Annotated in this window: 20 protein-coding genes; 13 read left to right on the top strand and 7 right to left on the bottom strand. The window is 63.6% G+C overall.

Annotation, left to right across the window (positions count from 1 at the left end):
* Nucleotide 1: 1 nt before the first annotated feature.
* The 5 genes from GTP45_RS16505 to GTP45_RS16485 all read right to left on the bottom strand — a co-directional run bounded on the left by GTP45_RS16505 (nt 2) and on the right by GTP45_RS16485 (nt 7,763).
* A complete protein-coding gene (locus GTP45_RS16505) occupies nt 2–2,110 on the bottom strand; it encodes a bifunctional 2',3'-cyclic-nucleotide 2'-phosphodiesterase/3'-nucleotidase (RefSeq protein ID WP_161014980.1) in 2,109 nt (702 codons plus the stop codon).
* 76 nt (nt 2,111–2,186) lie between these two features.
* Nucleotides 2,187–3,896, bottom strand: a complete 1,710-nt coding sequence (locus tag GTP45_RS16500) for a DUF3443 domain-containing protein (RefSeq protein ID WP_161014979.1) — start codon at nt 3,894–3,896, stop codon at nt 2,187–2,189.
* A gap of 11 nt (nt 3,897–3,907) precedes the next feature.
* On the bottom strand, nt 3,908–4,375 hold the full coding sequence (locus GTP45_RS16495) for a DUF2844 domain-containing protein (RefSeq protein ID WP_161014978.1): 468 nt from the start codon (nt 4,373–4,375) through the stop codon (nt 3,908–3,910).
* A gap of 88 nt (nt 4,376–4,463) precedes the next feature.
* The gene (locus GTP45_RS16490; RefSeq protein ID WP_161014977.1) at nt 4,464–6,851 is read right to left on the bottom strand and encodes a TonB-dependent receptor plug domain-containing protein; all 2,388 of its coding nucleotides are present in this window, start codon (nt 6,849–6,851) and stop codon (nt 4,464–4,466) included.
* Between the two features lie 132 nt (nt 6,852–6,983).
* Nucleotides 6,984–7,763 (bottom strand): PhzF family phenazine biosynthesis protein, encoded by a 780-nt coding sequence (locus tag GTP45_RS16485; protein ID WP_161014976.1) that lies wholly within the window; start codon nt 7,761–7,763, stop codon nt 6,984–6,986.
* Nucleotides 7,764–7,821: 58 nt separating this feature from the next.
* Here GTP45_RS16485 and GTP45_RS16480 point away from each other — a divergent pair, with 58 nt between their 5' ends.
* From GTP45_RS16480 to GTP45_RS16440, 9 genes are all read left to right on the top strand, one after another.
* Nucleotides 7,822–10,986, top strand: coding sequence for an error-prone DNA polymerase (locus tag GTP45_RS16480; protein WP_161014975.1), 3,165 nt, complete (start codon nt 7,822–7,824; stop codon nt 10,984–10,986).
* A 119-nt stretch (nt 10,987–11,105) separates the two neighbouring features.
* Nucleotides 11,106–12,737, top strand: a complete 1,632-nt coding sequence (locus tag GTP45_RS16475) for a DUF1800 domain-containing protein (RefSeq protein WP_161014974.1) — start codon at nt 11,106–11,108, stop codon at nt 12,735–12,737.
* Complete coding sequence (locus tag GTP45_RS16470; protein WP_161014973.1) at nt 12,734–14,071, top strand: DUF1501 domain-containing protein; 1,338 nt, start codon at nt 12,734–12,736, stop codon at nt 14,069–14,071. The genes GTP45_RS16475 and GTP45_RS16470 overlap by 4 nt, the downstream gene beginning before the upstream one ends.
* Before the next feature lie 9 nt (nt 14,072–14,080).
* The gene (locus tag GTP45_RS16465) at nt 14,081–16,648 is read left to right on the top strand and encodes a DUF4214 domain-containing protein (protein ID WP_161014972.1); all 2,568 of its coding nucleotides are present in this window, start codon (nt 14,081–14,083) and stop codon (nt 16,646–16,648) included.
* Nucleotides 16,632–17,138: a TlpA family protein disulfide reductase gene (locus GTP45_RS16460; protein WP_229258509.1), complete on the top strand. Its 507-nt coding sequence runs from the start codon at nt 16,632–16,634 to the stop codon at nt 17,136–17,138. The genes GTP45_RS16465 and GTP45_RS16460 overlap by 17 nt, the downstream gene beginning before the upstream one ends.
* Nucleotides 17,135–17,341, top strand: coding sequence for a DUF4266 domain-containing protein (locus GTP45_RS16455; RefSeq protein WP_161014971.1), 207 nt, complete (start codon nt 17,135–17,137; stop codon nt 17,339–17,341). The genes GTP45_RS16460 and GTP45_RS16455 overlap by 4 nt, the downstream gene beginning before the upstream one ends.
* Nucleotides 17,341–18,447 (top strand): DUF3570 domain-containing protein, encoded by a 1,107-nt coding sequence (locus tag GTP45_RS16450; RefSeq protein ID WP_229258508.1) that lies wholly within the window; start codon nt 17,341–17,343, stop codon nt 18,445–18,447. Before GTP45_RS16455 ends, GTP45_RS16450 begins: the two co-directional genes overlap by 1 nt.
* An 8-nt stretch (nt 18,448–18,455) precedes the next feature.
* The gene (locus tag GTP45_RS16445) at nt 18,456–19,349 is read left to right on the top strand and encodes an FAD:protein FMN transferase (RefSeq protein WP_161014969.1); all 894 of its coding nucleotides are present in this window, start codon (nt 18,456–18,458) and stop codon (nt 19,347–19,349) included.
* 24 nt (nt 19,350–19,373) lie between these two features.
* Complete coding sequence (locus GTP45_RS16440; RefSeq protein WP_161014968.1) at nt 19,374–20,333, top strand: DUF4214 domain-containing protein; 960 nt, start codon at nt 19,374–19,376, stop codon at nt 20,331–20,333.
* 4 nt (nt 20,334–20,337) lie between these two features.
* On the opposite strand, the gene GTP45_RS16435 is transcribed toward GTP45_RS16440, so the two are convergent.
* A complete protein-coding gene (locus GTP45_RS16435) occupies nt 20,338–20,514 on the bottom strand; it encodes a hypothetical protein (protein WP_161014967.1) in 177 nt (58 codons plus the stop codon).
* Complete coding sequence (locus tag GTP45_RS16430) at nt 20,514–20,939, bottom strand: PRC-barrel domain-containing protein (RefSeq protein ID WP_161014966.1); 426 nt, start codon at nt 20,937–20,939, stop codon at nt 20,514–20,516. Before GTP45_RS16430 ends, GTP45_RS16435 begins: the two co-directional genes overlap by 1 nt.
* A gap of 144 nt (nt 20,940–21,083) precedes the next feature.
* On the opposite strand from GTP45_RS16430, the gene pyrG reads away from it, so the two are divergent.
* The 4 genes from pyrG (at nt 21,084) to ftsB (ending at nt 25,377) form a co-directional block, all read left to right on the top strand.
* Entirely contained in the window at nt 21,084–22,751 is a 1,668-nt protein-coding gene (gene pyrG, locus GTP45_RS16425) for a CTP synthase (RefSeq protein ID WP_161014965.1), read from the top strand.
* Nucleotides 22,748–23,602: a 3-deoxy-8-phosphooctulonate synthase gene (gene kdsA / locus GTP45_RS16420; RefSeq protein WP_161014964.1), complete on the top strand. Its 855-nt coding sequence runs from the start codon at nt 22,748–22,750 to the stop codon at nt 23,600–23,602. The genes pyrG and kdsA overlap by 4 nt, the downstream gene beginning before the upstream one ends.
* Nucleotides 23,603–23,727: 125 nt before the next feature.
* A complete protein-coding gene (gene eno / locus GTP45_RS16415) occupies nt 23,728–25,011 on the top strand; it encodes a phosphopyruvate hydratase (protein WP_161014963.1) in 1,284 nt (427 codons plus the stop codon).
* Nucleotides 25,012–25,053: 42 nt separating this feature from the next.
* Nucleotides 25,054–25,377, top strand: a complete 324-nt coding sequence (ftsB, locus tag GTP45_RS16410; protein WP_161014962.1) for a cell division protein FtsB — start codon at nt 25,054–25,056, stop codon at nt 25,375–25,377.
* Nucleotides 25,378–25,431 lie beyond the last annotated feature (54 nt).

Here is a 25,431-nt window from a genome sequence, read left to right as displayed (position 1 = left end):
GTTATTTGCTCAGGTCGATGGTGTACTTGGCAAAGCCGCTGGCGTCCAGGCCGCCCTCGGCCGTGACAGCGGTGATGCCGCTGCTCTTGGCCAGCGCCAGGTGGCCCGGCGCCGAACGCAGAATCACCGGGCCGGCCGTCGCCACTTTCACAAAGCTCCAGCTGCGCGCGCTGCCGTTGCCGGCCAGCGTGACCTTGCCGGTCGCCGTGCCTTGCGCCGACAGGTAGTTGCTGACCACGGTCTGGTTGGCGTCCGGCGACTTGATGATGGTCTTGCTGCCATCGATGCCCGGCACCGCGCCACCGCCGCCCGCGCGGTAGTCATTGGTGGCGACGATGAAATCATCGCCATCGGCCACGGCCTTGCCCAGGTAGGTCAGGTTGACGATGCGGCTGCCGGCTGGCTTGGTCACGTCGATCTGGTAGGTCAGGGCGTTGTTCTCGGCGTAGAACACGTCGTAGTTGTAGATGGTGCCGTACGATGGCACCAAGTCCTGCTCGGTGGTCTTGGCCGGATCGATCTGGCCGAACTGCTTGGCCGCCGTTTCCAGCCACGCCTTTAGGTCGGAACCCTTGATTTTCACCGCTTGCAGGTTGTTGTTCGAGTACAGGTACAAGTCGCCCGGGTTGCGCACTTGCAGGCCGACTGGCGCTGCCGCGCTCGCACCCGGCGCCACGTCGGTAAAGTCGGAAGGCCCGTTGCGGCCGGCTTTGAACGGCGCGCTGCACGAGATCACCGGGATGTTCTTGTAGCTGGCGATGGTCGCATCGGTGCTGGTGGCGATGAAGTTCTTCACGTACGCCAGCTGGGCCTGATTCACCAGCTGGATCGCGCTGACGTCGCCTGCCAGCGAGAAGTAAGACGACATCTCAAAGTCGGTGCTCACGCCCAGCGGTTGCTTGGCGTAAGCGATGGTGGCTGCGTGCTCGGTGGCGATCAGCGGCGCGACGCTGCTGTCGGCGGCGATGTTGGTGGCGCCATCGGTGTATTTGAAGCCGCGCGATTCCACGGTGGTTTTAGCAGGCTGCACCACCCACTTGCCGCCGGTGTAGGCCAAGGTCAGCTTAATGATGCCGAGGCGGCGGCCCCAGCTCTGCGCCATCACCGTCGGCACGCCGTTGACGAAGCCGTTGATGGCGTCGATCTTGGCGCTGGCCGGGAAGGCCGCGAACGATGGATCCAGTGCCGCTGCGCCAGTCTCTTTGCCTTTCGGGAAGATCAGGTGCGAGTGGCCGATCAGCAGCGCGTCGATGCCGGTGGTGGTCAGGTGGTAGGAGCCATTTTCCATCTTCGGGCTGTAGGTGCTTGGATCGAGGCCGCCGTGCGACAGCGCCACTACCAAGTCCGCGCCCTTGCTGCGCATCTCAGGCACGTACTGCTTGGCCGCTTCCTGCACGCCGGTCACGGCAACCTTGCCGGCCAGGTTTTTCTGATCCCATTCCAGGATCTGCGGCGGCACAAAGCTCATGATGCCGACGTTGAGTTTGACGTCCAGCTTGGCGCCATCCGGCTGCGTGGCCGAGAAGGTGCGCGGCAGCAGGGTGTACGGCTGCACAATCGGCTTGCCGCTGCTGACGCCGGTCACGTTGGTCAGCACCAGCGGGAAGGCCGGCGCGCCGCAGGTGCCGCTCGGTTTGGTTACGCCCGGGATGCCGAAGTCGGTATTGGTAATCTGGCTCAGGTACGGCAGGCCGTAGTTGAATTCGTGGTTGCCGAAGCCGCCGCCATCGTACTTCATGGCGTTCATGACCTTGTGCACGGCCAGCGTGTCGGTGCAAGGAATCGGCTTGGTGACGGCTTGCAGGTCGCCCAGCAAGGTGCCCTGGATGGTGTCGCCGTCGTCCAGCAGCAGGTTGTTCGGGTTCTCGGCACGCGCGGCCTTGACCAGCGCGGCGGTGCGCTCCAGGCCGAGACTGGTGTCCTCGGCCAGCGAGTAGTAGTTGTAGCTCATCACGTTGGCGTGGATGTCGGTGGTTTCCAACAGGGCCAGGGTGACCGTGGTGCCTTCCGGGATCGCCGGAACGGCTGGGGCGGACGGAGCGTTGTCGCCGCCGCATGCTACGAGACCGGCAGCGCTCATGGCGGCCAGCATCACCAGATTTAATTTCATCACAACCTCGAATAAGGGGAAAATTCAAGGTTGCGACTTTAGCTATTTATCGTGACAGCGCCATGACATGGCGCAATCAATATGCCCAGTACGGCCCGGCCTTGCCGGCCACGGTGGTGTTTTCCATCACCACGAACACGCGGCGGCCGTAGAAGAAGGGCATGCCCCAGTCGAAGTAGTTACCGGACGACGTGCTGCTGCCCACCGTGCCGCCGACCTGCGCCGCCGTGATGCTGGACGACAGGCTGACCAGGTTCACCACGTTGAAGCTGACTGTGCCGGAGGCGCTGCCGTCCGAGGCGGCGTTGGTGGCGGTTAGCGACAAGGTCGAGGCCGGGCAGTAGAAGTCGCCGCCCGAGCATTGGCGTATCGTGCTGTCGGTGAAGAAGTAGCCGTTGGAGCCGCTGTCGATGAAGCTGGCGCTGTAGGTCTTGCCCTTGTAGGTGGTGCTGAAGTCGCCGCTGCTGTTGGCCTTGTAGATGGTTTCGCTGGCGATGGTGTTGTTGCTCTGCGTGTTGACGCCGAACACCAGCGTGCCGCTGACCGAGGTCAGGCCGGAGGTGCCCACGCTCGGCATGGTAATCAGCAAGCCATTGTTGTTGACGGCGAACGAGGCTACCGGGTTGCTGATCTGCTTGGCCAGCGGCATGGCGCTGGCAGCGCAGCTGCCGCTGGCGCAAGCGTAGTACACGCCGCTGATGGCCGCGTTGGCGCACGCGGTGCCGCAATCCTGCTTGAACATGCCGACGCCGAGGATGCCTTTCGCGCCAATCGCCGACAGCGTGCCGAGGTTGGCGCCGGCGCTGCTGCAGGTGGACGGCGTGCTGGTGTAGCTGGCGCCGGTATCGCCGATCACCTGGATCGAAATGCCGGAGGCCACTTCGTCGGCGATCTTGACGTCGGCCTGCCGCACCGCGCCCCAAGTGTAGCCGCTGATGAACTTGCCGCATTCGCCGGCATCGTCGCCGGAGGCAGTGGTGACGGCTGGCAGCGCCAGCGCCGAACTCAGCTGGCTGGCCAGCAGGCGCAGGCCGTAGGAGCCGGTATCGAGCAGCACATGGTCGATGGTCTGGCAAGTGCTGGTGCCGGGACGGCACACCGTCACGCTGACATAAGGCACGTTGATCACGCCGCTGACGCCGCTCGGGCCGCTATCGACGATGATGGCGGTGCTGTTGCTGAGCGCAGCCGTCACGCTGAGCGCGGTACTGCCGGTGGCGCTGCCGCCGTCGCCGCTGCACGTGAGGCTGTAGGTGAAAGCGCCCGCTGCGCTTGGCGTGATGGTGACCGAGCCGGAGGTGGCTTTGCTGCCGCTCCACGCACCGCTGGCATTGCAATTGGTGGCGTTGGCCGACGACCAGCTCAAGGTGCTGGTCTGCGCGGTGGTGATGTTGGCCGGGGCCAGCGTCAGGCTGACGGTGGGCGAGGGCGGCGGCGTGCTGACCGTTACCACGGCGGTGTTGCTGACAGTGCCGCAGGTGAGCGTGTAGTTGGACGTGCCGGCCGCGCCCGCCGTCACGCTCTGCGTGCCGCTGCTGGCGACCGTGCCGCTCCACGCGCCGGAGGCCGTGCAGCCGCTGGCCGGCGCATCGCTCACGCTCCACGTCAGCGTGATGACTTGGCCGGTGGTGGTGGCGGTCGGTGTGGCGCTGATGCTGATCACGGGTGTGGCGACCGTCATCGCTTCTTTCGAGGTGCTGCTGCTGGTGCTGGAAGACGAACCGCCGCCACCACACGCAGCCAGCATCAGGCACAGCAGGACGCCTGCCAAGGATGGATATTTCATGCGCCGCGTCCTTATTCGATGGTGCTGGTGTCGAAGCCCGCAGGCAGCGAAGCCGGGATCCATGCTTGGCCGGCAAAGGCGCGCATGTGGCCGTTGGAGACGATCACCACGTCGGACTGATCCACCGCCAGCTGCGAGTGGCCGGCCTTGGGCCGCTTGGCCGCATTGCTGGTCATGACGGTGAATTTATCGCCGAGCAGCGTGCGCAGGTCGGGCAGCGTCGGGCCTTTCCAGCTGACGGCAAACACCACGCCGCTGGCGTCGGTGTATTCGCGCACGATGGTGCCGCTGTCGAGCGTGGATTGGGTGACCGTGTAGACGGCGTCGCTGGCCTGCGTTGTGGCAGCAAGACTGCGCGCAGCCAGCTTGGTCTGCGTGGTCGGCGTGCCGAAATTGGAAGGGGAACTGCCGAGTGCCGCCCACGCAAGTGCGCCTTGCAGCAGGGACAGAAACAACATGAGGGTGAACGCGCGGCGCATAGAACACTCCATTGCCGAAAATTAAGACAATGGAGTGTAGAACGGCCGCGCGCTAGATTACGTTAGCCAAATGTAAGCAATCGTTACATCAGAACTTCACGTACAGGCGGCCGAAGTAGGACGCGCCGTTCAGGCCAAACTGCACCGACTCGTACTTGAAGCCGTTGTCGGTTTCGTCCGGGTTCTGGGTGCTTGGGTGCACGTTGAAGATGTTGTTGCCGCCAAACGAGAACTTCATGTTCTTGTTGATGGTGTAGGTGAAGGCCAGGTCAGCCGAGGTCTTAGCCTTGTAGTGCTGGTTCTCCACGCCGCCGGCGGTGCCGCTGTAGGTGCCGAGGGTTTGCGGGCCGAAGTGGATGATCTTCAGATCGCTTTCCCATGCGCCGGTCACGTAGTCGAAACCGAGGGTGGCCTTCGAACGCGGTGCGCCTTGCTCGATGTACAGGCGTTCCTTCTCCGACAGCAGCACGTCTTCATAGCCTTTCAGCGAAGCTGGGGCGTGGATGCCGGTCACTTCGGTCTTGCTGACGTTCATGGCCAGGAAGGTGGTCAGCTTGTCGGCGCCAAAGCTGGCTTTGTGCGACGCGGTCAGATCCAGGCCCTTGGTCTTGGTGTCGACCGAGTTGACGAAGAACTGCGCCTGGCCTACGCCCAGCGTTGCCAGCTTGGTGGCCAGTGCAGGGTAGTTGCTGTCGTCAAAGCGGCCGGACAGCACGATGCGATCCTTGATCTTGATCTGGTACAGGTCGGCGGTGACGGAGACCGCCTGGGTTGGCGTCCAGGTCGAGCCCAGCGTGAAGCTGGTCGATTTTTCCTTGTTCAGCTTGGGAATGCCGGCCAGGTTGGTGACCGCGCTGTTGTTCGGCGCCAGCACCACGTCGGTCGGCACGCCGCCGATGAAGTCGGTGAAGGTCGACGAGAAGTACATCTGCTGCAGCGACGGTGCGCGGAAGCCGGTCGAAGCCGAACCGCGCAGCAGCACCGCCGGGGCCACGCGCCAGCTGCCGGCCAGTTTGCCGGTGGTGGTCGAGCCGAAGTCGCTGTAGCGCTCGTAGCGCACGGCGCCTTGGGCTTTGACGGTGTCGGTCAAGTCCGCTTCCAGGTCGAGGTAGGCGGCCGTGCTGTGACGGTTGGCGTCCACTTGGTCGGCTGGCTGGAAGCCTGGGAAACCTTGGCTGCCGGCGTTGCCGCCGATGCCCACGCCGTCGGCGTCGATGTAGGAACCGGCTTCACCGGCGTAGATCTTGTAGTTCTCGTGGCGGTACTCGCCGCCGAACGCCACGTTCAGGCCGCGGCCGATCAGGCCTTCGAAGTAGCGGTTGAAGTCGAGGTTGGTGGTCAGCTGTTCAAACTGGAAGCCGCCGGCGTTGAAGCTGGTCGGACTGATGCCTTTGCCGCCGGCCAGCAAGTCCTTGTTGGCGATCGACGCATTCAGCGTGTTGCTGATGTCGTAGATCATCTTGTTCTTGCCGTAAGTCTGCGACAAGTCCATATTCCACTCGCCCAGCTGGTTGCGGTGGCCGAGGATGGCGTACTGGTCGTCGATCTGCGCGTTGATGAACGGCACGAAGCCGTTCGGGTACATGGCGGCCGAGTTGCGCGATGGGATGTCGTCGCTGCCGATGCCGCCGCGCGCCCATGCGCCCGACGAAGCGTCGCGGCTTTGCGCGCCAGCGGTGAAGTACAGGCGGCCGGTGCCGACGGTAGGCAGTTCGCCGTTCAGGTAGACGGTCTGGTTCTTGGTCTTGCTGTCGCCGATGGTGCGTGGATTGTCGGCTTCGGCGCGGTTCGAGCGGCCACGGTCGAGGTATTCGCCGGTGATGCCGAGCACGCCGCCATTGCCGATCTCAAAACCGCAGTAGGCCGAGGCCAGCCAGTTCTTGCCGTCGCGCTTGCTGTACTGGCTGTAGCCGGTCACGGCTTCGCAGCCCTTGGATTTTTTCAGGCCGATGTCCATCACGCCGGCAATCGCGTCCGAACCGTACTGGGCGGCGGCGCCGTCACGCAGCACTTGCACGTCCTTGATGGCCAGCATCGGGATGGCGTTCATGTCGGTGCCGGTGTTGCCGCGGTTGCGCGCGCCGAACAGGTTGACCAGCGCGGTGGTGTGGCGGCGCTTGCCGTTCACCAGCACCAGGGTCTGGTCGGAGCCGAGGCCGCGCAGGGCGGCGGAGTCGACCAGGTCGGCGCCGTCGGAGCCGGTCTGGCGGGTCGAGTTGAACGATGGCGAGATGTAGGTCAGGGTTTGCGCCAGGTCGAACTGGCCACCGCTCTCGGCGGTCTTGCTCAGTGGAATCACGTCCACCGGCACCGTGGTGTCGGTGGCGGAACTGGTGGCGCGGCGCGAGCCGACGATGCTGACCGATTGCATCGAAGCATCGGTCGATTGTGCGTAGGTTTCAGTGGTCAGCGCCAGGGTGCTGGCGCCGTACAGACTGAGCAAGACGGCTTTACGTAAGGTGGTATTAGCGAACACGTGTCGTCTCCCATGAAAAATTTGATTTTATGCAAATTAGTCATATAGACAGGTGATTTTGTAGCATTAAGACAATCAAACATTATTTTGTGTTGTATGCATGCTTCACCTAGGTGATCGTTCTACGTAGTGCTACGCAAACTCGGTTTTTCCGCCAATTAAAATACTTTCGCCGCGCCGCTCGGTGCGCAGCAGGCAGGGGGTGCCGACATTGGCGCCCTGGTAGAGGGTGATGCCGGTTTGCAGGTGGACGGTGAGGGCGCCCGCCGCCACGCCGGTGGCGCCGTCTTCGGCGGCTGGATCGAGGTGATTCAGATTGCGGCCTTCGAGTGCGCCGTCGTCGCGGCGGCTCCAGGCGTAGCAGCCGCTGACGCCGTGCTGCGTGCTCCATTCGTTGATAAGCGGCAAGTCCGGTGTGAGGGCTTGCAGGATGGTGGTATTAGCCACCTCCAGCAGCAGCTTGGGGCTGCCGACCGAGGCGATCACCGGCGGCGAGGCCAGCTGGATGCCCGGTGCAGCCAGCAGCAGGCCCGGCAACTCAGGCGTTATGACGACATCCGGCGCCGCTTGCCTGGTCAATTGAACGAACACCTCGCCGTCTTGCAGAATCAGCGTCAACGGCTGACCACGCATGGCCGTGTGCACGACGAGTTCCGGCCGCTGCGGCGACAGCAACACCCGCGCCGCCGCCAAGGTCGCGTGCAAGCAAAGCGGGCTACGAGTATGCGGATAAAAATAATCAAGCACAATGCCGCCATCGTCCACCACATCGACAAACACACAAGCCGGCCGATTCTGCTCCCGCGCAAACACCTGCCGCTGCTCCACGCCAGACCGATCGCGCTGTACCACCAACGCCGCATTCCCACCACCCGGCGCAACACCAAAACAAAGAAGTTCTTGAATATCCATTTTTTGAGTATAACCGCTGGGTAGGTGTAAAATACTGTATAAAAACACAGTATTTGATATGAGTACGCCACTGCCCGCTTTTGGACTGCCGGCTTATGCCGAGTTGTTCTGCTTGTCTAACTTCTCTTTTCTGCATGGCGCTTCGCATGCGGAGGAGTTGGTTGCGCGCGCGGTGCAGCTCGATTATTCGGCGCTGGCCATCACGGATGAATGCTCGGTGGCCGGGGTGGTGCGGGCGCACGCCGAGGCCAAGGGCAAGCTGCCGCTGATCATCGGCAGCTACTTCCGGCTGACCAACGCTGATGGCACGCCGGCTTTGTCCTTCGTCGCGCTGGCGCAGAATAAGAACGGCTACGGCAATTTATGTGAGCTCATCACCATTGCGCGCAACCGCGTCGCCAAGGGCAGTTACTTGCTAACGCCCGCCGATCTGGCTTCGCCGCCACCGGCCTTTGAGCACTTGAAAGGCTTGCCGGACTGCTTGCTGATTCTGCTGCCGCATTACCCGGCCCACCTGCCCAAGGACGTAGACCGCTTGCACGCGCAGGCAGCATGGATGGAGGCCACGTTCCCCGGCCGCGCGTGGATGGGCCTCAACCTGTTGCAGCGCGCGTTCGATGATGCGCATCGGCTCAGCATTGCCGAGGTGGCCGCGCAGCACCAGATGGCGGTGGTGGCGCTGGGCCACGTCTGCATGCACGTGCGCTCGCGCAAGCCGCTGCACGATACGCTGACGGCGGTACGCCTCGGCAAGCCCGTCAGCGAGTGCGGCTACTCCTTGCCGCAAAACGCCGAACAGCACCTGCGTCCGCGCATGCGCTTGGCGAACCTGTATCCGCCGACAGCGCTGGCCGAAACGCTGCGCATCGCCGAGATGTGTACCTTCAACCTGGAACAACTGCGCTACGAATATCCGCACGAACTGATCCCGCAAGGTCACACGCCAGCCAGTTATCTGCGGCAGGAAGTGTATGCAGGCACGCTGAAACGCTGGCCGCAAGGCGTGTCCGACAAGGTGCGCGCGCTGATTGAAAAGGAACTGCTGCTCATCGCCGACCTGAAGTACGAGCCATACTTCCTCACCGTGTACGACATCGTCCGTTTCGCGCGTTCGCAAGAGATTCTGTGCCAAGGCCGAGGCTCGGCCGCTAACTCGGTGGTGTGCTATTGCCTCGGCGTGACCGAGGTCAATCCTGAAGAAAGCCAGATGCTGACTGGCCGCTTCATTTCCAGGGAGCGCAACGAGCCGCCCGATATCGACGTCGATTTCGAACACCAGCGGCGCGAAGAAGTCATCCAGTACATCTACCAAAAATATGGCCACGACCGCGCCGCGCTGGCCGCCGTGGTGATCAGCTATCGCCCCAAGAGCGCGCTGCGCGATAGCGGCAAGGCGCTAGGTGTCGACTTGGCGATCGTGGAAAAGGTGTGCAAGTCGCAGCGCTGGTTTGACAGCAAGCATGACCTGGTCGAGCGCTTGGCCGAGTGCGGCCTCGATCCCAACTCGCAACTGGCGCAACAATGGGCGGCGCTGGCGGTGGCGCTGCTGGGCTTCCCGCGCCACTTGTCGCAACATCCGGGCGGCTTCGTCATCTCGCACGAAAAGTTGACGCGGCTGGTGCCGGTTGAAAAAGCCACCATGGAAGACCGCTACGTCATCCAGTGGGACAAGGACGACTTGGAAGAACTGGGCTTGATGAAGGTAGACGTGCTGGCGCTGGGCATGTTGTCGGCCCTGCGCCGTTGTTTCGATCTGCTGAGCGCGCAGCGCGGCCAGCCGTTCCGCATGCAAGACATCCCGCGCAAAGACAGTCCCACTTTCGACATGATTTGCGAAGCCGATACCATCGGCGTGTTCCAGATCGAATCGCGCGCGCAGATGAGCATGTTGCCGCGCCTGCGTCCAAAAACCTTTTACGACTTGGTGATCGAAGTCGCCATCGTGCGGCCAGGGCCGATCGAGGGCGGCATGGTGCATCCTTACCTGAAGCGGCGCATGGGCATCGAAAAGGTCGACTTCCCGCCGCGCCTGGAGGAGGCGCTGGGCCGCACCTTGGGCGTGCCGATTTTCCAGGAGCAGGTGATGCAGATCGCCCAGATCGCCGCCGGCTTCACCGAGGGGCAGGCCGACCAGCTACGCCGCGCGATGGCCGCGTGGAAGCGCAAGGGCGGCGTCGACAAGTACGAACAGCAGATCAAGGACGGCATGCGTGAACGCGGCTACGACGATGCGTTTGCCGATGCGATTTGCAAGCAGATCCAGGGCTTCGGCGAGTACGGCTTCCCCGAGTCGCACTCCGCCAGCTTCGCGCTGCTGAGCTACGCCAGCTCGTGGATCAAGTGCCACGAGCCGGCCGCCTTCCTGTGCGCGCTGCTGAACAGCCAGCCGATGGGCTTCTACGCCCCCTCGCAGCTGGTGCAGGATGCCAAGCGCCACGGCGTGGTGGTGCGCGAGATCGATGTTGCCATCAGCGGCTGGGAAACCACGCTGGAAGAGCCGGCCGGGCCGCACGGCCAGCCGGCAGTGCGGCTGGGGCTGCACATGCTGAAGGGCATGGGCGCCGAGGCCGCCGCCCGCATCGAGCAGGCGCGCGCGCAAGGCCCGTTCGCCAGCGTGGCCGATCTCGCGCGCCGCGCCGACCTCGATCGTCGCGCCTTGCACGTGCTGGCCGGCGGCAATGCCTTGCACCGGCTGGCCGGCCACCGCCGCCAGGCCCTGTGGCAAGCGGTCGGCGCCGTGCCCGACAAGGATTTGCTGCGCCCGACCATGCCGGACGAAGCCGCGCCGGCCCTGCGCGCGCCCAGCGAAGGCGAAGACATCCTCGGCGACTACCGTTCGCACGGTCTGACCTTGGGCCGCCATCCGCTGGCGCTGCTGCGCGCCACCTTGCTGCAACACCGCTTCATGCCGGCCGAAACGCTGAACACCTACACCTCCGGCATGGTCGCGCGCGCCTGCGGCATGGTGACGGTGCGCCAGCGGCCCGGCACCGCCAATGGTGTCATCTTCATGACCCTGGAGGATGAAACCGGCAACGTCAACGTCATCATCTGGCCGGCCTTGCTGGAACAGCAGCGGCGCGAGGTGCTCAGCGCGCCGCTGCTGGGCGTGTACGGCGTGTGGCAGCAGGAGGGCATGGTGCGCCACCTGGTTGCCAAGCGGCTGGTCGACATGTCGCACCTGCTGGGCCGCCTGCCCACCTTCAGCCGCGATTTCTGCTGAGGCGCGCGCGATTATTGTTGCAAGAAACGCACAGCATCATCCATTTGGGTGACAGGCGCAACAATTATCAACATTATAATTGTCCGCTGGTCAGTCTTCATTTCTTTAAGGTTCGAGCAATGAACATCCCTTCACGAATATTGGCCGCGCTGACCCTGGCGGCGCTGGGCGCTTGCGGCCAGCAGTCCGGCAGCGGCGAGCCGGACTTGCTGGCGTCGAGCGGGCAGGTGGTCACCAAAAGCGGGGCGCTGGTCTCGCGCTACGCCGCAGCGCGCTTTGCCGAGCAAGCCACCTTCGGCCCCACGCCGGAACTGATTGCCGAGCTTGAGAAGAAGGGCTTCTCGCAATGGATCGATGAGCAGTTCGCCTTGCCAGCCTCCAAGATTGATACCTCGCCGATCCGCGTCTACAACAGTGAAATTCCGGCTGAGGGGCAACGCGCTTACGAGTACTTCATCAGCCAAATCTACCCTGCGCTGATCAGCAGCCCGGATCAGTTGCGGCGGCGGGTCAGCTGGTCGATCTCGCAATTCGTGCCGACCTCCTCGAACAAGCTGACGCCGTACCCGGCCCTGGTCTACGCCAACTTCCTGCAAGACCAAGCGTTCGGCAACTACGGCGATTTCATCCGCGCGCTGACCACCAATCCGCCGATGGGGCTTTACCTCGACAACATCCAGAACCGTCCGCTCTCGCCGCAATGCATCGGCTGCGCGCCCAACGAAAACTACGCGCGCGAGTTAATGCAGCTATTCACGCTGGGCGTGGTCAAGCTCAATATGGACGGCAGCACGGTGCGCGACGCCAAGGGCGTGCCGGTCGAAACCTATAGCCAGGAAGACGTCTCGCAGCTGGCGCGCGCGCTGACCGGCTGGCGCATGGCCGAGCCGCCGTCGCGCTGGGACTGGTCGAACCGCGACGGCGTGCTGACGCCCGACCCGTGGGAGCTGGCGCACGACTACGGCGAAAAGAAAGTGCTGGGCACCACCTTCCCGGCCAACAAGGGCGCGGCCGCTGAACTGGAAACCATCGTCAGCCTGCTGATGGCGCACCAGAACATCGCGCCGTTTGTCAGCCTGCGCATGATCCAGCACCTGGTCACCAGCAACCCGTCGCCGGCCTACATCGGCCGTGTGGCCGCCGTGTTCCGCAACAACGGCAAGGGCGTGGCCGGCGATATGAAAGCGGTGGTCAAAGCCATCTTGCTCGATGCGGAAGCACGCAAGGGTGATCAGATCGGCGCCGATTCGAATTCGTTCGGCAAGCTGCGCGAGCCGGTACTGTGGTTCACCGGCGTGTTGCGCGGCCTCGGCTGCAAGCAAGCACCAAGGTGGGACAACAACAACGACCTTGTTCATCCCTACCAGCAGACGCCGTACAACCCGACCAGCGTGTTCAGCTTCTACGCGCCGACCGACCGCGCGCCGGGCAGCAACTTGCTGGCGCCGGAACAAAAGCTGATCAACGCCGACACGCTGTCGGCGCGCATGGGCGGCTTCAATTTTGGCAGTACCAGCGCAGCGGCGGCGGCCGGCTGCAAGGTCGAGCCGTTTGGCGAAGCCCTGGCCGCCTCGCCGCTGCTGTACGTGAACATGGTCAACGAGCGCTTCTTCCGCGGCGCGATGGCGCCGACTTTGCGGCAAAACCTGATGGATCTCGCGCCCACCATCTGGGGCGAGAACAACAATATGAAGGCCATGAACCTGCTGGCCTATGCGCTGTCCAGTCCCTACTACGGAGTCATGCGATGATGGATCGACGTCATTTTCTGCGCCTGGGCATGCTGGGCAGCGCCAGCCTGCTGGGCTCGATTAACAGCGGCCTTGCCGCCACCAGCGACTACCGCGCGCTGATCTGCCTGTTCCTCAACGGCGGCAACGATGGCAACAACACGCTGGTGCCGCTGGACGGCGCCTACAGCGACTACGCCACCGCGCGGCCGGAGCTGGCGCTGGCCAAGGACAGCCTCGTCAAATTGAACGGCAACAGCGCCGGCCACAGCTTCGGCCTGCACCCGGCCTTGTCGCCATTGGCCGAGCTGTACAACAAAGGCCGGCTGGCGTGGATCGCCAACGCCGGCCCGCTGGTCAAGCCGGCCACGGCGCGGCAAGTGCTGGAGCAGTCGGTGCAAGTGCCGTCGTTCCTGCTGTCGCACAGCGACCAGGTGATGTGGCAGCAAGGCTGGCTCGGCGACGCCGACGGCAGCGGCTGGGCCGGACGCGCGCTGGAGGCGTTCCCGACTTCGCTGCGCAACAACATCAACGCCGTCACCATGAGCAACGACCGCACGCTGGTGCTGGGCCGCAAGTCGCCAGTCTCGTTCCTGAGCGGCGGCGACTCGCGCTACTGGGGCGCGGCCGACCTGGCGCAGCCGCAGATCGCCGCCACGCAGGCCATGAACCGCATGGCCAAGTGGCAGTTCGCCAATCAGTACGAGGCCGAGTACGCGGCCACCTTTGGCCGCAGTGTGGCCGACTCCACCTTGTTCACGCAGGCCGCCCTGATGGCCAAAACCCCTGTCGCCGACTTCGGCAGCAACCAGCTCGCCGACAATCTCAGGAAGCTGGCCTCGCTGCTGCCGGTGTTCAAGAGCCTCGGCTACAAGCGCCAGGTGTTCATGGTGCAGTGGGGCGAATTCGATACCCACACTTCGCAGCGCGGCAGCGGCGGCACCACGCAGGATGCGCAGCTTGCTGTGCTGGCCAAGGCCATGGCAGCGTTCGATCAAGCCAATCTGGCATCCGGCATGGATCAGAATGTGGTCACGCTGATGATGAGCGATTTCGGCCGCACGCTGCGCCAGGCCTCGGGCGGCGGCACCGACCACGCTTGGGGCAATCACTGGTTCGCCCTGGGCGGGCCGGTGGCGGGCGGGCAGGTGCTGGGCACCTTCCCGACGCTGGTGCCGGGCGGCGTCGACGATATGGACAAGGACAAGGCCGGCCGCTGGGTGCCAACCACCTCCACCGATCAGGTTGGCGCAAGCGTGATGCAGTGGCTGGGCTTGCCGTCCGGCGATCTCACCAGCGCCTTCCCGCACCTGGCCAACTTCTCCCAGCAAACACTGGGTTTCTTGCGTAGCTAAGGGCCGCCCATGGATATTCGCTTAACAGCAGGCAATGACACCTACACCCAATCGGCCGCCAACAAGGACGAGTGGAACGATATTTTCGGTGGCGACGGCAATGACCTGATCCAATTGTTCAACGGCCAGGTGATCGGCGGTGCGGGCAATGACCGCATCGAGAAGGTGGCCGGGGCCGAGGTGTGGCGCGGCCTGACCGCGGCCTACTGGGACAGCCCCGGCGCAGTCACCGCCGACCTTGAGGCCGGCTACGCCGACGACGGCTGGGGCACGCGCGACACGCTGGTCGGCGTCACCAGCATCAGCGGCGGCTGGACCGACAACAACTTCAAGGGCAGCGTGGCCGACAACGAGTTCTACCTCGGCGGCGCGCGCAACGTGGTCGACGGCCGGGGCGGCTTCGACACGGTGTGGCTGCCCGATCTGCGCGACGGCAAGGGCACGTGGGCCGACTTTACCATCAAGGTCAGCATCGATGGCGTGAGCGCGGTGATTACCGCATCGCTGCGCAGCGAGTTCTCCATCACCATCAGCAATGTCGAGGCGCTGGGCCTTGCCGGCCACTGGGATGAGAAATTTGCGCTCTCGGGCTTCATCAAGCCGGAGGACGTGGCCACCCAGGGCCTGGTGGCCGGCGGCAGCGCGCGCTGGAATGCCTCCGCTGCGCTGGGCACGGCGGTCACGGTGTCGTACAGCTTTGTCACGCAGGCGCCAGCCAGCGGCGCCGGCGCCACCGGCTTCCGCGCTTTCACGGCGGCCGAGCAGGAAACGGTGCGCGCCATCCTGTCGTCGCTGAGCCAGCTGACCGGGCTGACCTTCAAGGAAGTCAGCGAGAGCGGCGCCACGGTGGGCGACCTGCGCTTCGGCGTCAGCGAGCAGGGGGCGACCAAGGGCGTTACCGCCTTGCCGGGCGCCACCGCTGCCGCCGGCGACGTGTGGATGGACGTGGAGTCGATGCTGCAACTGGCGCCCGGCGCCGAAGGCTATGCCGCGCTGCTGCACGAAATCGGCCATGCGCTGGGCTTGCGCCATCCGACCAATGTCGATCCCGGCGATCAGTACACGCAGCAGTTCAACGCCGCCTACGACATGACCAGCTTGACCGTCATGTCCGGCAAGGCCTCGCCGGATGGCTTGTTCCCGGCAACGTGGGGCGCGCTCGACATCACGGCGCTGCGCATGCTGTACGGCACGGTGGCGTTCAACGGCGGCGATACCGTCTACCAGCTCAAGGGCCTGCAATTCAGCGCCGAGACCAGCATCATTGACGATGGCGGCGCCGACACCATCGATGCCTCGCTGGCCGTCACCGGCGCGTCGATCAACTTGACGCCGGGGCAGGTGAGCAGCGTGGGCGTGACGGCGGGCGGCGTCAGTTCGGTCAACAATCTGTCGATCGGCACCGGCACCCTGATCGAGAACGTGATCGGTTCGGCGTTTGATGACGTCCTGGTCGGCAACGACGCCGCCAACGCGCTCAAGGGCGGCAAGGGCAACGACTGGATAGACGGCGGCAAGGGCAGCGACACGGCGGTGTTCGAGGGCGCGCGCGCTGATTACTTGCTGAGTTCCGGCTTCGGCAAAATCTTTGTGGCGGCGCGCGACGGCAGCAGCGGTTTCGATACGCTGCTGAATACGGAGATCCTCAAGTTCTCGGATCAGACCATCACGCTGGGCAAGTCGGCCTTGGGCGCGGATGCGACCATTGATGTGGAACAGGCGGGGCAGGTGGCAGGCAAGCTACCCGACCCTAGCGACGAGGATCGCAGCAAGGTCAGCTACAAGCTCGACGTCAAGCCCTTGCACGGCACGCTGACCTTGAATGCCGACGGTTCTTACACCTACGCACCCAGCAGCAGCTACAGCGGCGAAGACAGCTTCCGCTACATTCTCAGCGACTCGGCGGGCGGCAGCAATGTCTACACCGCTTTCATCAACGTGCTGCCGGCTGCCGGTTCCGCGCCCATAGTCGGCAGCGAGGCGAAGGATGTGCTCAACGGTTCTGCGGCCAACGACCAGGTCGATGGCGGCGGCGGTCTCGATACTTTCGTGGTGGCCGGCAAGCGCGCCGACTTTACCGTGCTCAAGACCTCCAAGGGCTTTACGCTGACCGACAACACCGGCGCGCAGGGCACGGATACCTTGGTGAACGTGGAGCGCATCAAGTTCAGCGATGTCAGCGTGGCGCTCGATACGGATGGCGTGGCGGGCATGGCGTATCGCATTTATCAGGCGGCGTTTAACCGCTCGCCGGATGTGGCCGGTCTCGGTTACTGGATCGGCATGATGGATCAGGGCGCGACGCTGAAGCAGGTGGCGGAAAGCTTTGTCGCCTCGGCTGAATTCAAAACGCTGTATGGCAGCAACCCGACCAATAACCAGGTGGTGCAGCAGTACTACCAGAATGTGCTGCACCGCGCCGGCGAGGCGGCCGGTGTCGCTTACTGGGTCAACATTCTTGACCAGAAGGCGGACAATATAGCCGGCGTGCTGATGGGGTTTAGCGAGGCGGCGGAAAATCAAAGTGCCTTGATTGGTGTGATCGGGAATGGTTTTTCCTATGTGCCGTTTGGTTAAGCGGATGTGCGCGGCAATGCTGGCGCTGGCCGCGCTGGCGCCGGCTCAGGCGGTCGAGCCGGGGCAGGCGGCGCCGGACTTCGCCATCCCGGCCGGCGCGGTAGCGGGCGCGGCGCGGCTGGCGGACTTGCGCGGCAAGGTGGTGTATCTGGATTTCTGGGCCTCGTGGTGCGGGCCGTGCAAGCAATCGTTCCCATGGATGGCGGCGATGCAGGCGCGCTATGCCGCGCAAGGCCTGCAGATCATTGCCGTCAACCTCGATACCGACAGCGAGGATGGCAAGCGCTTCCTGCTTGCCACGCCCGCAGCCTTTCCGGTGGCCTTCGATCCCGAGGGCAAGCTGCCGCGCCAGTACGCCATCAAGGGCATGCCGAGCAGCATCCTGATCGGCCGCGACGGCCGCGTGCGCAAGCAGCATGCAGGCTTCAATCCGAAGATCCAGCAGCAGCTGGAAGCCGACATTCAATCCGCGCTGGAGGCGCAACCATGAAGCGACTAATTTTCCTGGCCGCTGCTGTCATGCTGTCCGGCTGCGCGACCGTGCAGCCCTGGGAGCGCGGCACGCTGGCCCGCCCCGAAATGACCTTCAATGGCGACGGGCTCGATCGCAAATTCGCCGAGCACATTTACAGCAGCAAGGAAGCGGCGGCCGGCGGCGCCGGCGTCGGCGGCGGCGGATGCGGGTGCAATTGATGAGCGAACAGACCAAGCTCGGCTCAAGCTTGCTGGCTGCCGCACTCGCCCTGCCGCTCACCGTGCAAGCCGAAACGCCGCCCGAGCGCGCCACCATCAGCCTCAAACATCTCGATTACCTGGACAGCCAGCCAGATGCCGACCGCATCCGCGTCAAAGCCACCGCGCTCAACGTCGTCGCGCCGGTAGCCGGCGAGTGGTCGCTGGGCGCAACGCTGGTGCACGACGCCATCTCCGGTGCCTCGCCGGCCTATCACACGGCAGCGCTGACCAGGATGCGCGACAGCCGCCGCGCCGCCGACCTCGAAGCCACGCGCTACTTCGAACGCGCCAGCATCACCGCCGGCGCCAGCGTTTCCAGCGAGTCGGACTACCTGTCGCGCAGCGGCATGCTGCAAGGCAGCCTGTCCAGCGACGACCAGAACACCACATGGACAGCCGGCCTTTCCGTCACCAACGACGACATCAATTCCAACAACAAGGTCGCCAGGAACAAGAGCAAGCACGTCAGCGCCGCCTTGCTGAGCGTGACGCGCGTGCTTGGCATCAACGACATCGTGCAGCTCAACCTCGGCCGCTCGCTTGGCACTGGCTACTTCTCCGACCCGTACAAAGTGTTCGACCAGCGCCCGGACAGCCGCCGCAACACCACGCTGATGGCGCGCTGGAATCACCACCTGCCCAGCGTGAAAGGCACGGTGCGCCTGGGTTACCGCTACTACCGCGATTCATGGGACGTGCGCGCCCATACGCTGGAAACGGAATACGTGCAGCCATTGCCCGGCGGCTGGACGCTGACGCCGGCCGTGCGCCTGTACACCCAAAGCGCCGCGCGCTTCTACGTCGACGCCGACCCTGAGTCGCCGTTCGTGCCGATGCCGCCTGCCGGTGCGGTACACTATTCGGAAGACCAGCGCCTGTCGGCCTTCGGCGCCGTCACGCTTGGCCTCAAAATAGCCAAGCAGATCAACGCCGACTGGCAGATCGACTTCAAGTACGAACGCTACGACCAGCGTTCCGGCTGGCGGCGTTTCGGCGCAGGCAGTCCCGGCCTGCCGCGCTTTGAGGCGCGCAGCTGGTTCGCCGGCTTGTCGCGGCAATTCTGAAGGTGTCCATGCAACTATTGAAGCAGCCGTTCAGCGCCATGGCTTGCACTTGCGAGATCGTGATCGCGGCCGGCGACCTGCCAGCGGCGCGCGCGCCGATAGCGGCGGCCGTGGCCGAAGTCCGGCGCATCGAAGCCAAGTTCTCGCGCTACCGGCCGGACAGCGTCATCTCGCGGATCAACGCCGCAGCGGGCGGTGCGGCGCTTGTTTGCGACGAAGAGACCGCCTCCTTGCTGGCCTACGCCGACACCCTGTTCCAGGCCAGCGGCGGCCTGTTCGACATCACCGCCGGCGTGCTGCGGCAAGCATGGGATTTCAAGCGCCCGCAACTGCCCTCCGACGAGACGCTGGCGCGCGTATGCGCCCTGATCGGCTGGGGCAGGGTAGAGCGCAATGCCAACAGCGTGCGCCTGCCGCAGGTGGGAATGGAGCTCGACTTCGGCGGCTTCGGCAAGGAGTACGCCGCCGACCGCGCCGCCGCCGTGCTGGCTGCGGCCGGCATCCGCCACGGCTACGTCAGCCTCGGCGGCGACCTGCGCGCCATCGGCCCCAAGCCGGACGGCGGCCCATGGATGATCGGCATCCAGGATCCGCGCCGCGCCGGCGACATTATCGCGAGTATTCCCATCGAGCGCGGCGGTTTAGCCACCAGCGGCGACTACGCGCGGTTTTTCGAATTGGACGGCCGGCGCTACTGCCACCTGCTGAATCCGCATAGCGGCCAGCCGGTCACCTACTGGCGCACGGTCAGCGTGGTCGCGCCGCTGGCGGTGATGGCCGGCAATTGCAGCACCATCGCCATGCTGAAGGAACAGGACGGGCTGGACTTCCTGGAGGCAGCAGGCGTAAGCTATCTGGCAATGGATTACAGTGGCGAGATCCATCTCGGCAAGCCCGATTGAACCAGTGACTGGAGGATCAGCAGCATGGCAACCATCTTAGGCACGGCAGGCAACGACACTTGGCGCGTGGTTGCCGCCCTGTCTTTCACGCTCGATGGCTTGGGCGGCGTCGATACGCTCGACCTTGGCACCTCGCTGCGCAGCAACTACGTCATCACCCGCAAGGACGATGGGGCGGTGCAGATTGACACCGTCTCCGGCGCCAGCGCCGCGCTGCACGCCACGCTGTACAACATCGAAACGCTGGCCTTTGACAGCCTTGCCGACAAGATCGACCTGAGCACTTACTTCGGGCTTACCATCGATGGCGGGGCAGGCGACGATACGCTGGCGGGCGGTGCCGGCACCGACACCTTGCGCGGCAACGGCGGCAACGACACGCTGGCCGGCGGCGCAAACAACGACATGCTCGACGGCGGCCTCGGCATCGACACTGCGGTTTTTGCCGGTAACCGCGCCAACTTCAGCGTGGCCAAGAGCGGCGCTGGCTACACGGTCGCCGCGCTGTCCGGCAGCGCAGGAAGCGATACGCTGAGCAATATCGAGCGTTTCGCCTTTGATGACGTCAGCGTCGGGATGGATTTCAATGGCGTCGGCGGGCAGGCCTACCGCATCTACCAGGCCGCCTTCAACCGCACGCCGGACTTGGCCGGCCTCGGCTATTGGTTGTACCACATGGATCGCGGCGTCAGCCTGCTTGACGTAGCGGCTGGCTTTGTCGATTCGGCGGAGTTCAAGGCGCTTTACGGCGCGGCGCCGACCAACAGCGAGATTGTCGCGCGGCTCTACCAGAACGTGCTGCACCGGGCCGGCGAGGCAGCCGGCCTGGCCTACTGGACCAACATCCTTGACAACAAGCTCGACTCGGTGGCCAGCGTGCTGGCGCAGTTTTCCGAGAGTGCCGAAAACGTCGCCGCGCTGGTGGGCGTGGCCGACGCCGGTTTCGCTTACACGCCTTTTGCCACCAGGGTGCCGCTGGCCTGAGCGGTTAGCGCGACCGGTGGCGCAAATGCACCGCCACCGGCGATTCCTGCCCGTCAGTCCAGCCGCTGAGCATGACCGGCGCGTCCTTGCTGAGGCGCTTGGGACGGGCCAGGAAATTACGGTAGAGCCAGTCCGCAGCCAGACCGGCAATGCCGAGCAGCACGAGGATGGCGGCCAACATTAGCGTGCTCCGAGGTCGCTGCGCAGATTGGCGCCGGCGCCGTAATAATCATGCACCTGGCTGGCCCAGGTCTGGTTGGCCATGTCCGGCCAGTGATCCTTGTCGAAGCCGGGGGCGTTCGCGATGCGTTCCTTGTCGAGATTCAGCGTGAAGCGCTTGTTGACGGTGTCCAGCGTCAATGCCTCCCACGGCACCGCGAACAATTTTTCGCCGATGGTCAGCACGCCGCCCGAGGCCATCACGGCGTAGGCGATTTTGCCGGTGCGCATGTCCAGCATGATCTCCTTGATCTCGCCCAGGTGTTCATTTTTCAAGTTGTGGACGTGGTCGCCGATGATGGTGTCGGCACCCATTAGCTCCGGCCCCGGGCCTTTGTGGCCGTTGTCCACGTACATGCCATATTGATCACGATCTTCGTAGCTCATGACGAATCTCCTTTGTTTATTGAGTTGTCATTTTGTCTTTTTCGGCAAGCCGGATCTGTACGCTGATGCACACGGAAGGTGAAGAATTGGCCGTTTTAGGGTATAATTTCAATTTCCCGCATGTGCCGTTCGGCACCTTCCGCAATGACCAAATTTGTCTTCGTCACTGGCGGCGTCGTGTCTTCCCTTGGTAAAGGGATCGCCGCTGCCTCTCTCGCTGCGATCCTCGAATCGCGCGGCCTCAAAGTCACCATGCTCAAGCTGGATCCGTACATCAACGTCGATCCGGGCACCATGTCTCCTATGCAACACGGTGAAGTGTTCGTCACCGATGACGGCGCTGAAACCGACCTCGACCTGGGCCACTACGAGCGCTTCATCACCACCCGCATGAAGAAGGTGAACAACTTCACCACCGGCCAGATTTACGATTCCGTGATCCGCAAGGAACGCCGCGGCGAGTACCTGGGCAAGACCGTGCAGGTGATCCCGCACATCACCAACGAAATTCAAGACTACATCCGTCGCGGCGCGGAAGGTTACGACGTGGCCCTGTGCGAAATCGGCGGCACCGTGGGCGATATCGAATCGCTGCCGTTCCTCGAAGCGGCTCGCCAGCTGAGCCTGCGCGCCGGCCGCAAGAACTCGGCCTTCGTGCATCTGACCCTGGTGCCGTACATCGCCTCCGCCGGCGAACTGAAAACCAAGCCGACCCAGCACTCGGTGCAGAAACTGCGCGAAATCGGCATCTCGCCGAACGCGCTGCTGTGCCGTGCCGACCGTCCGATCCCGGACGACGAGCGCGCCAAAATCTCGCTGTTCTCCAACATCGAAGAGCAAGCCGTGATCTCGGTGTGGGACGTGGACACCATCTACAAAGTGCCGCAAATGCTGCACGACCAAGGCCTGGACACCATCATCTGCGAGGCGCTGGATCTGAACCCGGCGCCAGCCGATCTGTCGGTCTGGACCAAGCTGATCTACGCGCAAGAGCATCCGAAGACCGAAGTGTCGATCGGCATGGTCGGCAAGTACGTGGAACTGACCGAGTCGTACAAATCGCTGACCGAAGCGCTGCGCCACGCCGGCATCCACACCGAGTCGAAAGTGAACATCGAGTACATCGATTCGGAAGAAATCGAAACCACCGGCTGCGCCTCGCTGGCCAAGTACGATGCCATCCTGGTGCCGGGCGGCTTCGGCAAGCGCGGCGTGGAAGGCAAGATCCTGGCGGCGCAATTCGCCCGCGAGAACAAGATCCCTTACCTCGGCATCTGCCTCGGCATGCAAGTGGCGCTGATCGAATACGCGCGCCACAAGGCCGGCCTGTCGGAAGCCAACTCGACCGAGTTCGACCTGGGCACCCCGCAGCCAGTGGTCGCCCTGATCGACGAATGGCAAGGCCAGGACGGCAAGGTTGAAAAGCGCGACGAGAACTCCGACCTGGGCGGCACCATGCGCCTGGGCGCGCAAACCTGCGCCATCAAGCCGGGCACGCTGGCATCGGAAATCTACGGCGCGGTGGTGACCGAGCGTCACCGCCACCGCTACGAAGCCAACAACCACTACCTGCCGCGCGTGGAAGCGGCCGGCCTGGTGGTGGCGGCCCGTACGCCGACCGAAGACCTGTGCGAAATCATGGAACTGCCGCGTACCGGCGACAACTCGCACCCATGGTATATGGGCGTGCAGTACCACCCTGAATTCAAATCGACCCCGCGTGACGGCCACCCGCTGTTCACGTCTTACATCAAGGCGGCGCTGGCCCACAAGGCAGCAGGCGCCAATGCACTGCAAGGAGAAGCGGCATGAAACTGTGCGGATTCGACGTCGGCTTAGACAAACCGTTCTTTCTGATTTCCGGTAACTGCGTCGTCGAATCGCGCCAGATGGCCTTCGACACGGCAGGCGCGCTGAAAGAGATGACCACCGAGCTGGGCATTCCTTTCATCTTCAAGGCTTCGTTCGACAAGGCCAACCGTTCCTCGGGCAAGTCCTACCGTGGCCCGGGCCGCGAGCAGGGCCTGGAGATCCTGGCCGCCGTCAAGCGCGAGCTGCAAGTGCCGGTGCTGACCGACGTGCACACCATCGAAGACATCGAAGTGGCGTCGAAAGTGGTGGACGTGCTGCAAACCCCGGCCTTCCTGTGCCGCCAGACCGACTTCATCGTCGCCTGCGCGCAGTCCGGCCTGCCGGTCAATATCAAGAAGGGCCAGTTCCTGGCCCCGCACGACATGAAGAACGTCATCGACAAGGCCCGCGCTGCCGCCAAGGAAGCCGGTCTGCCAGAGGACAACTTCATGGCGTGCGAGCGCGGCGCTTCGTTCGGCTACAACAACTTGGTATCCGACATGCGCTCGCTGTCCATCATGCGCGAAACCGGTGCGCCGGTGGTGTTTGATGCGACCCACTCGGTGCAGCTGCCGGGCGGTAACGGTACTTCCTCGGGCGGCATGCGCGAGATGGTGCCGGTGCTGTCGCGCGCAGCGGTAGCGGTTGGCGTCGACGGCCTGTTCATGGAAACCCACCCTAATCCTGCAGAGGCTCTGTCGGACGGCCCGAACGCCGTACCGCTGGGCAAAATGAAGGACTTGCTGTCCGTTCTGATCGAACTGGATCGCGTCACTAAAAAAGCTGGTTTCCTGGAGAACAGCTTCAACTAAAGCCAACTAGCCGGTGTGGAAAGTTTAGCAATCTTGCCTACACCGGTTACAATTCCCGTTATCCTTGTTCGCAACGCGCGTAAAGACGCGGCGCGACTCCGTATCGCCTAACTTTGGAGAATGACATGAGTGCTATCGTTGATATTATCGGCCGTGAAGTAATCGACTCGCGCGGCAATCCAACCGTCGAATGCGACGTGCTGCTGGAATCGGGCGTGATGGGCCGCGCCGCCGTACCGTCGGGCGCCTCGACCGGTTCGCGCGAAGCGATTGAACTGCGTGACGGCGATCCGAAGCGTTACTTCGGCAAGGGCGTACTGAAAGCCTGCGAAAACATCAACACCGAAATCTCGGAAGCCATCATGGGCCTGGACGCCAATGAGCAAGCTTTCCTGGATCGCACTCTGATCGACCTGGACGGCACCGAAAACAAGGCTCGCCTGGGCGCCAACGCCATGCTGGCGGTGTCGATGGCGGTCGCCAAGGCCGCTGCTGAAGAAGCCGGCCTGCCGCTGTACCGCTACTTCGGCGGTTCGGGCGCGATGCAGCTGCCAGTGCCGATGATGAACGTGATCAACGGTGGCGCACACGCCGACAACAACCTGGACATCCAGGAATTCATGATCATTCCAGTGGGCGCACCGTCGTTCAAGGAAGCCGTACGCTACGGCGCGGAAGTGTTCCACACCCTGAAAAAGATCCTGCACAAGAAGGGTCTGAACACCGCGGTTGGCGATGAAGGCGGCTTTGCTCCTTCGCTGGCCAACCACGAAGAAGCGATCAAGCTGATCATCCAGGCAATCGAAGAAGCCGGCTACGAGCCTGGCACCCAGATCGCTATCGGCCTGGACTGCGCTGCCTCGGAATTCTACAAGGACGGCAAGTACGAGCTGGAAGGCGAAGGCCTGTCGCTGACTGCGACCGAATTCACCAACCTGCTGGCAACCTGGTGCGACAAGTACCCGATCATCTCGATCGAAGACGCGATGCACGAAGGCGACTGGGACGGCTGGGCGATCCTGACCAAGGAACTGGGCAAGAAAGTGCAGCTGGTCGGCGACGACCTGTACGTCACCAACACCAAGATCCTGAAAGAAGGCATCCAGAAAGGCATCGCCAACTCGATCCTGATCAAGATCAACCAGATCGGCACCCTGACCGAAACCTTCGCTGCGATCGAAATGGCCAAGCGCGCCGGCTACACCGCCGTGATCTCGCACCGTTCGGGCGAAACCGAAGATTCGACCATCGCCGATATCGCTGTTGGCCTGAACGCCCTGCAAATCAAGACCGGCTCGATGTCGCGTTCGGATCGCATGGCCAAGTACAACCAGCTGCTGCGTATCGAAGAAGATCTGGGCGATATCGCTTCCTACCCAGGCCGCGACGCGTTCTATAATCTGAAGTAATTAAGCAAGCGCGGCCGGAGCAATCCGGCCGCTGTTCGATTTATGCGCCTGATTACGCTCGCCCTGGCATTTTTGCTGCTGCTGATCCAGTACCCGCTGTGGCTGGGGAAGGGCGGCTGGCTGCGCGTGGCGGATTTCGAGGCGCAAGTCGACGTGGCGCACAAGAAGAACGCGGAGCTGATCGCCCGCAACGCCAAGCTCGACTCCGAAGTGCGCGACCTCAAGGACGGCACCGGCGCGGTCGAGGAACGGGCCCGCTACGAGCTCAGCATGATCAAGCAGAACGAGATCTTCGTTCAAATCGTCGGCAAGGGCCAGGCCGCTCCGCTGGCGCCGATCGCCCCCCGTCCAGCCTCCCATCCTTAAAAACTACTCTGCCGCGTTTCGCTGCCGGGCTATGTTACCGCTACCAAAAAATCC

The sequence above is a fragment of the Duganella rivi genome, from assembly GCF_009857435.1.
Taxonomy (GTDB): Bacteria; Pseudomonadota; Gammaproteobacteria; order Burkholderiales; family Burkholderiaceae_D; genus Rugamonas; species Rugamonas rivi.
The sequence above is the reverse complement of the archived record's forward strand: the minus strand, read 5'-3'. Positions and strand labels throughout refer to the sequence as shown.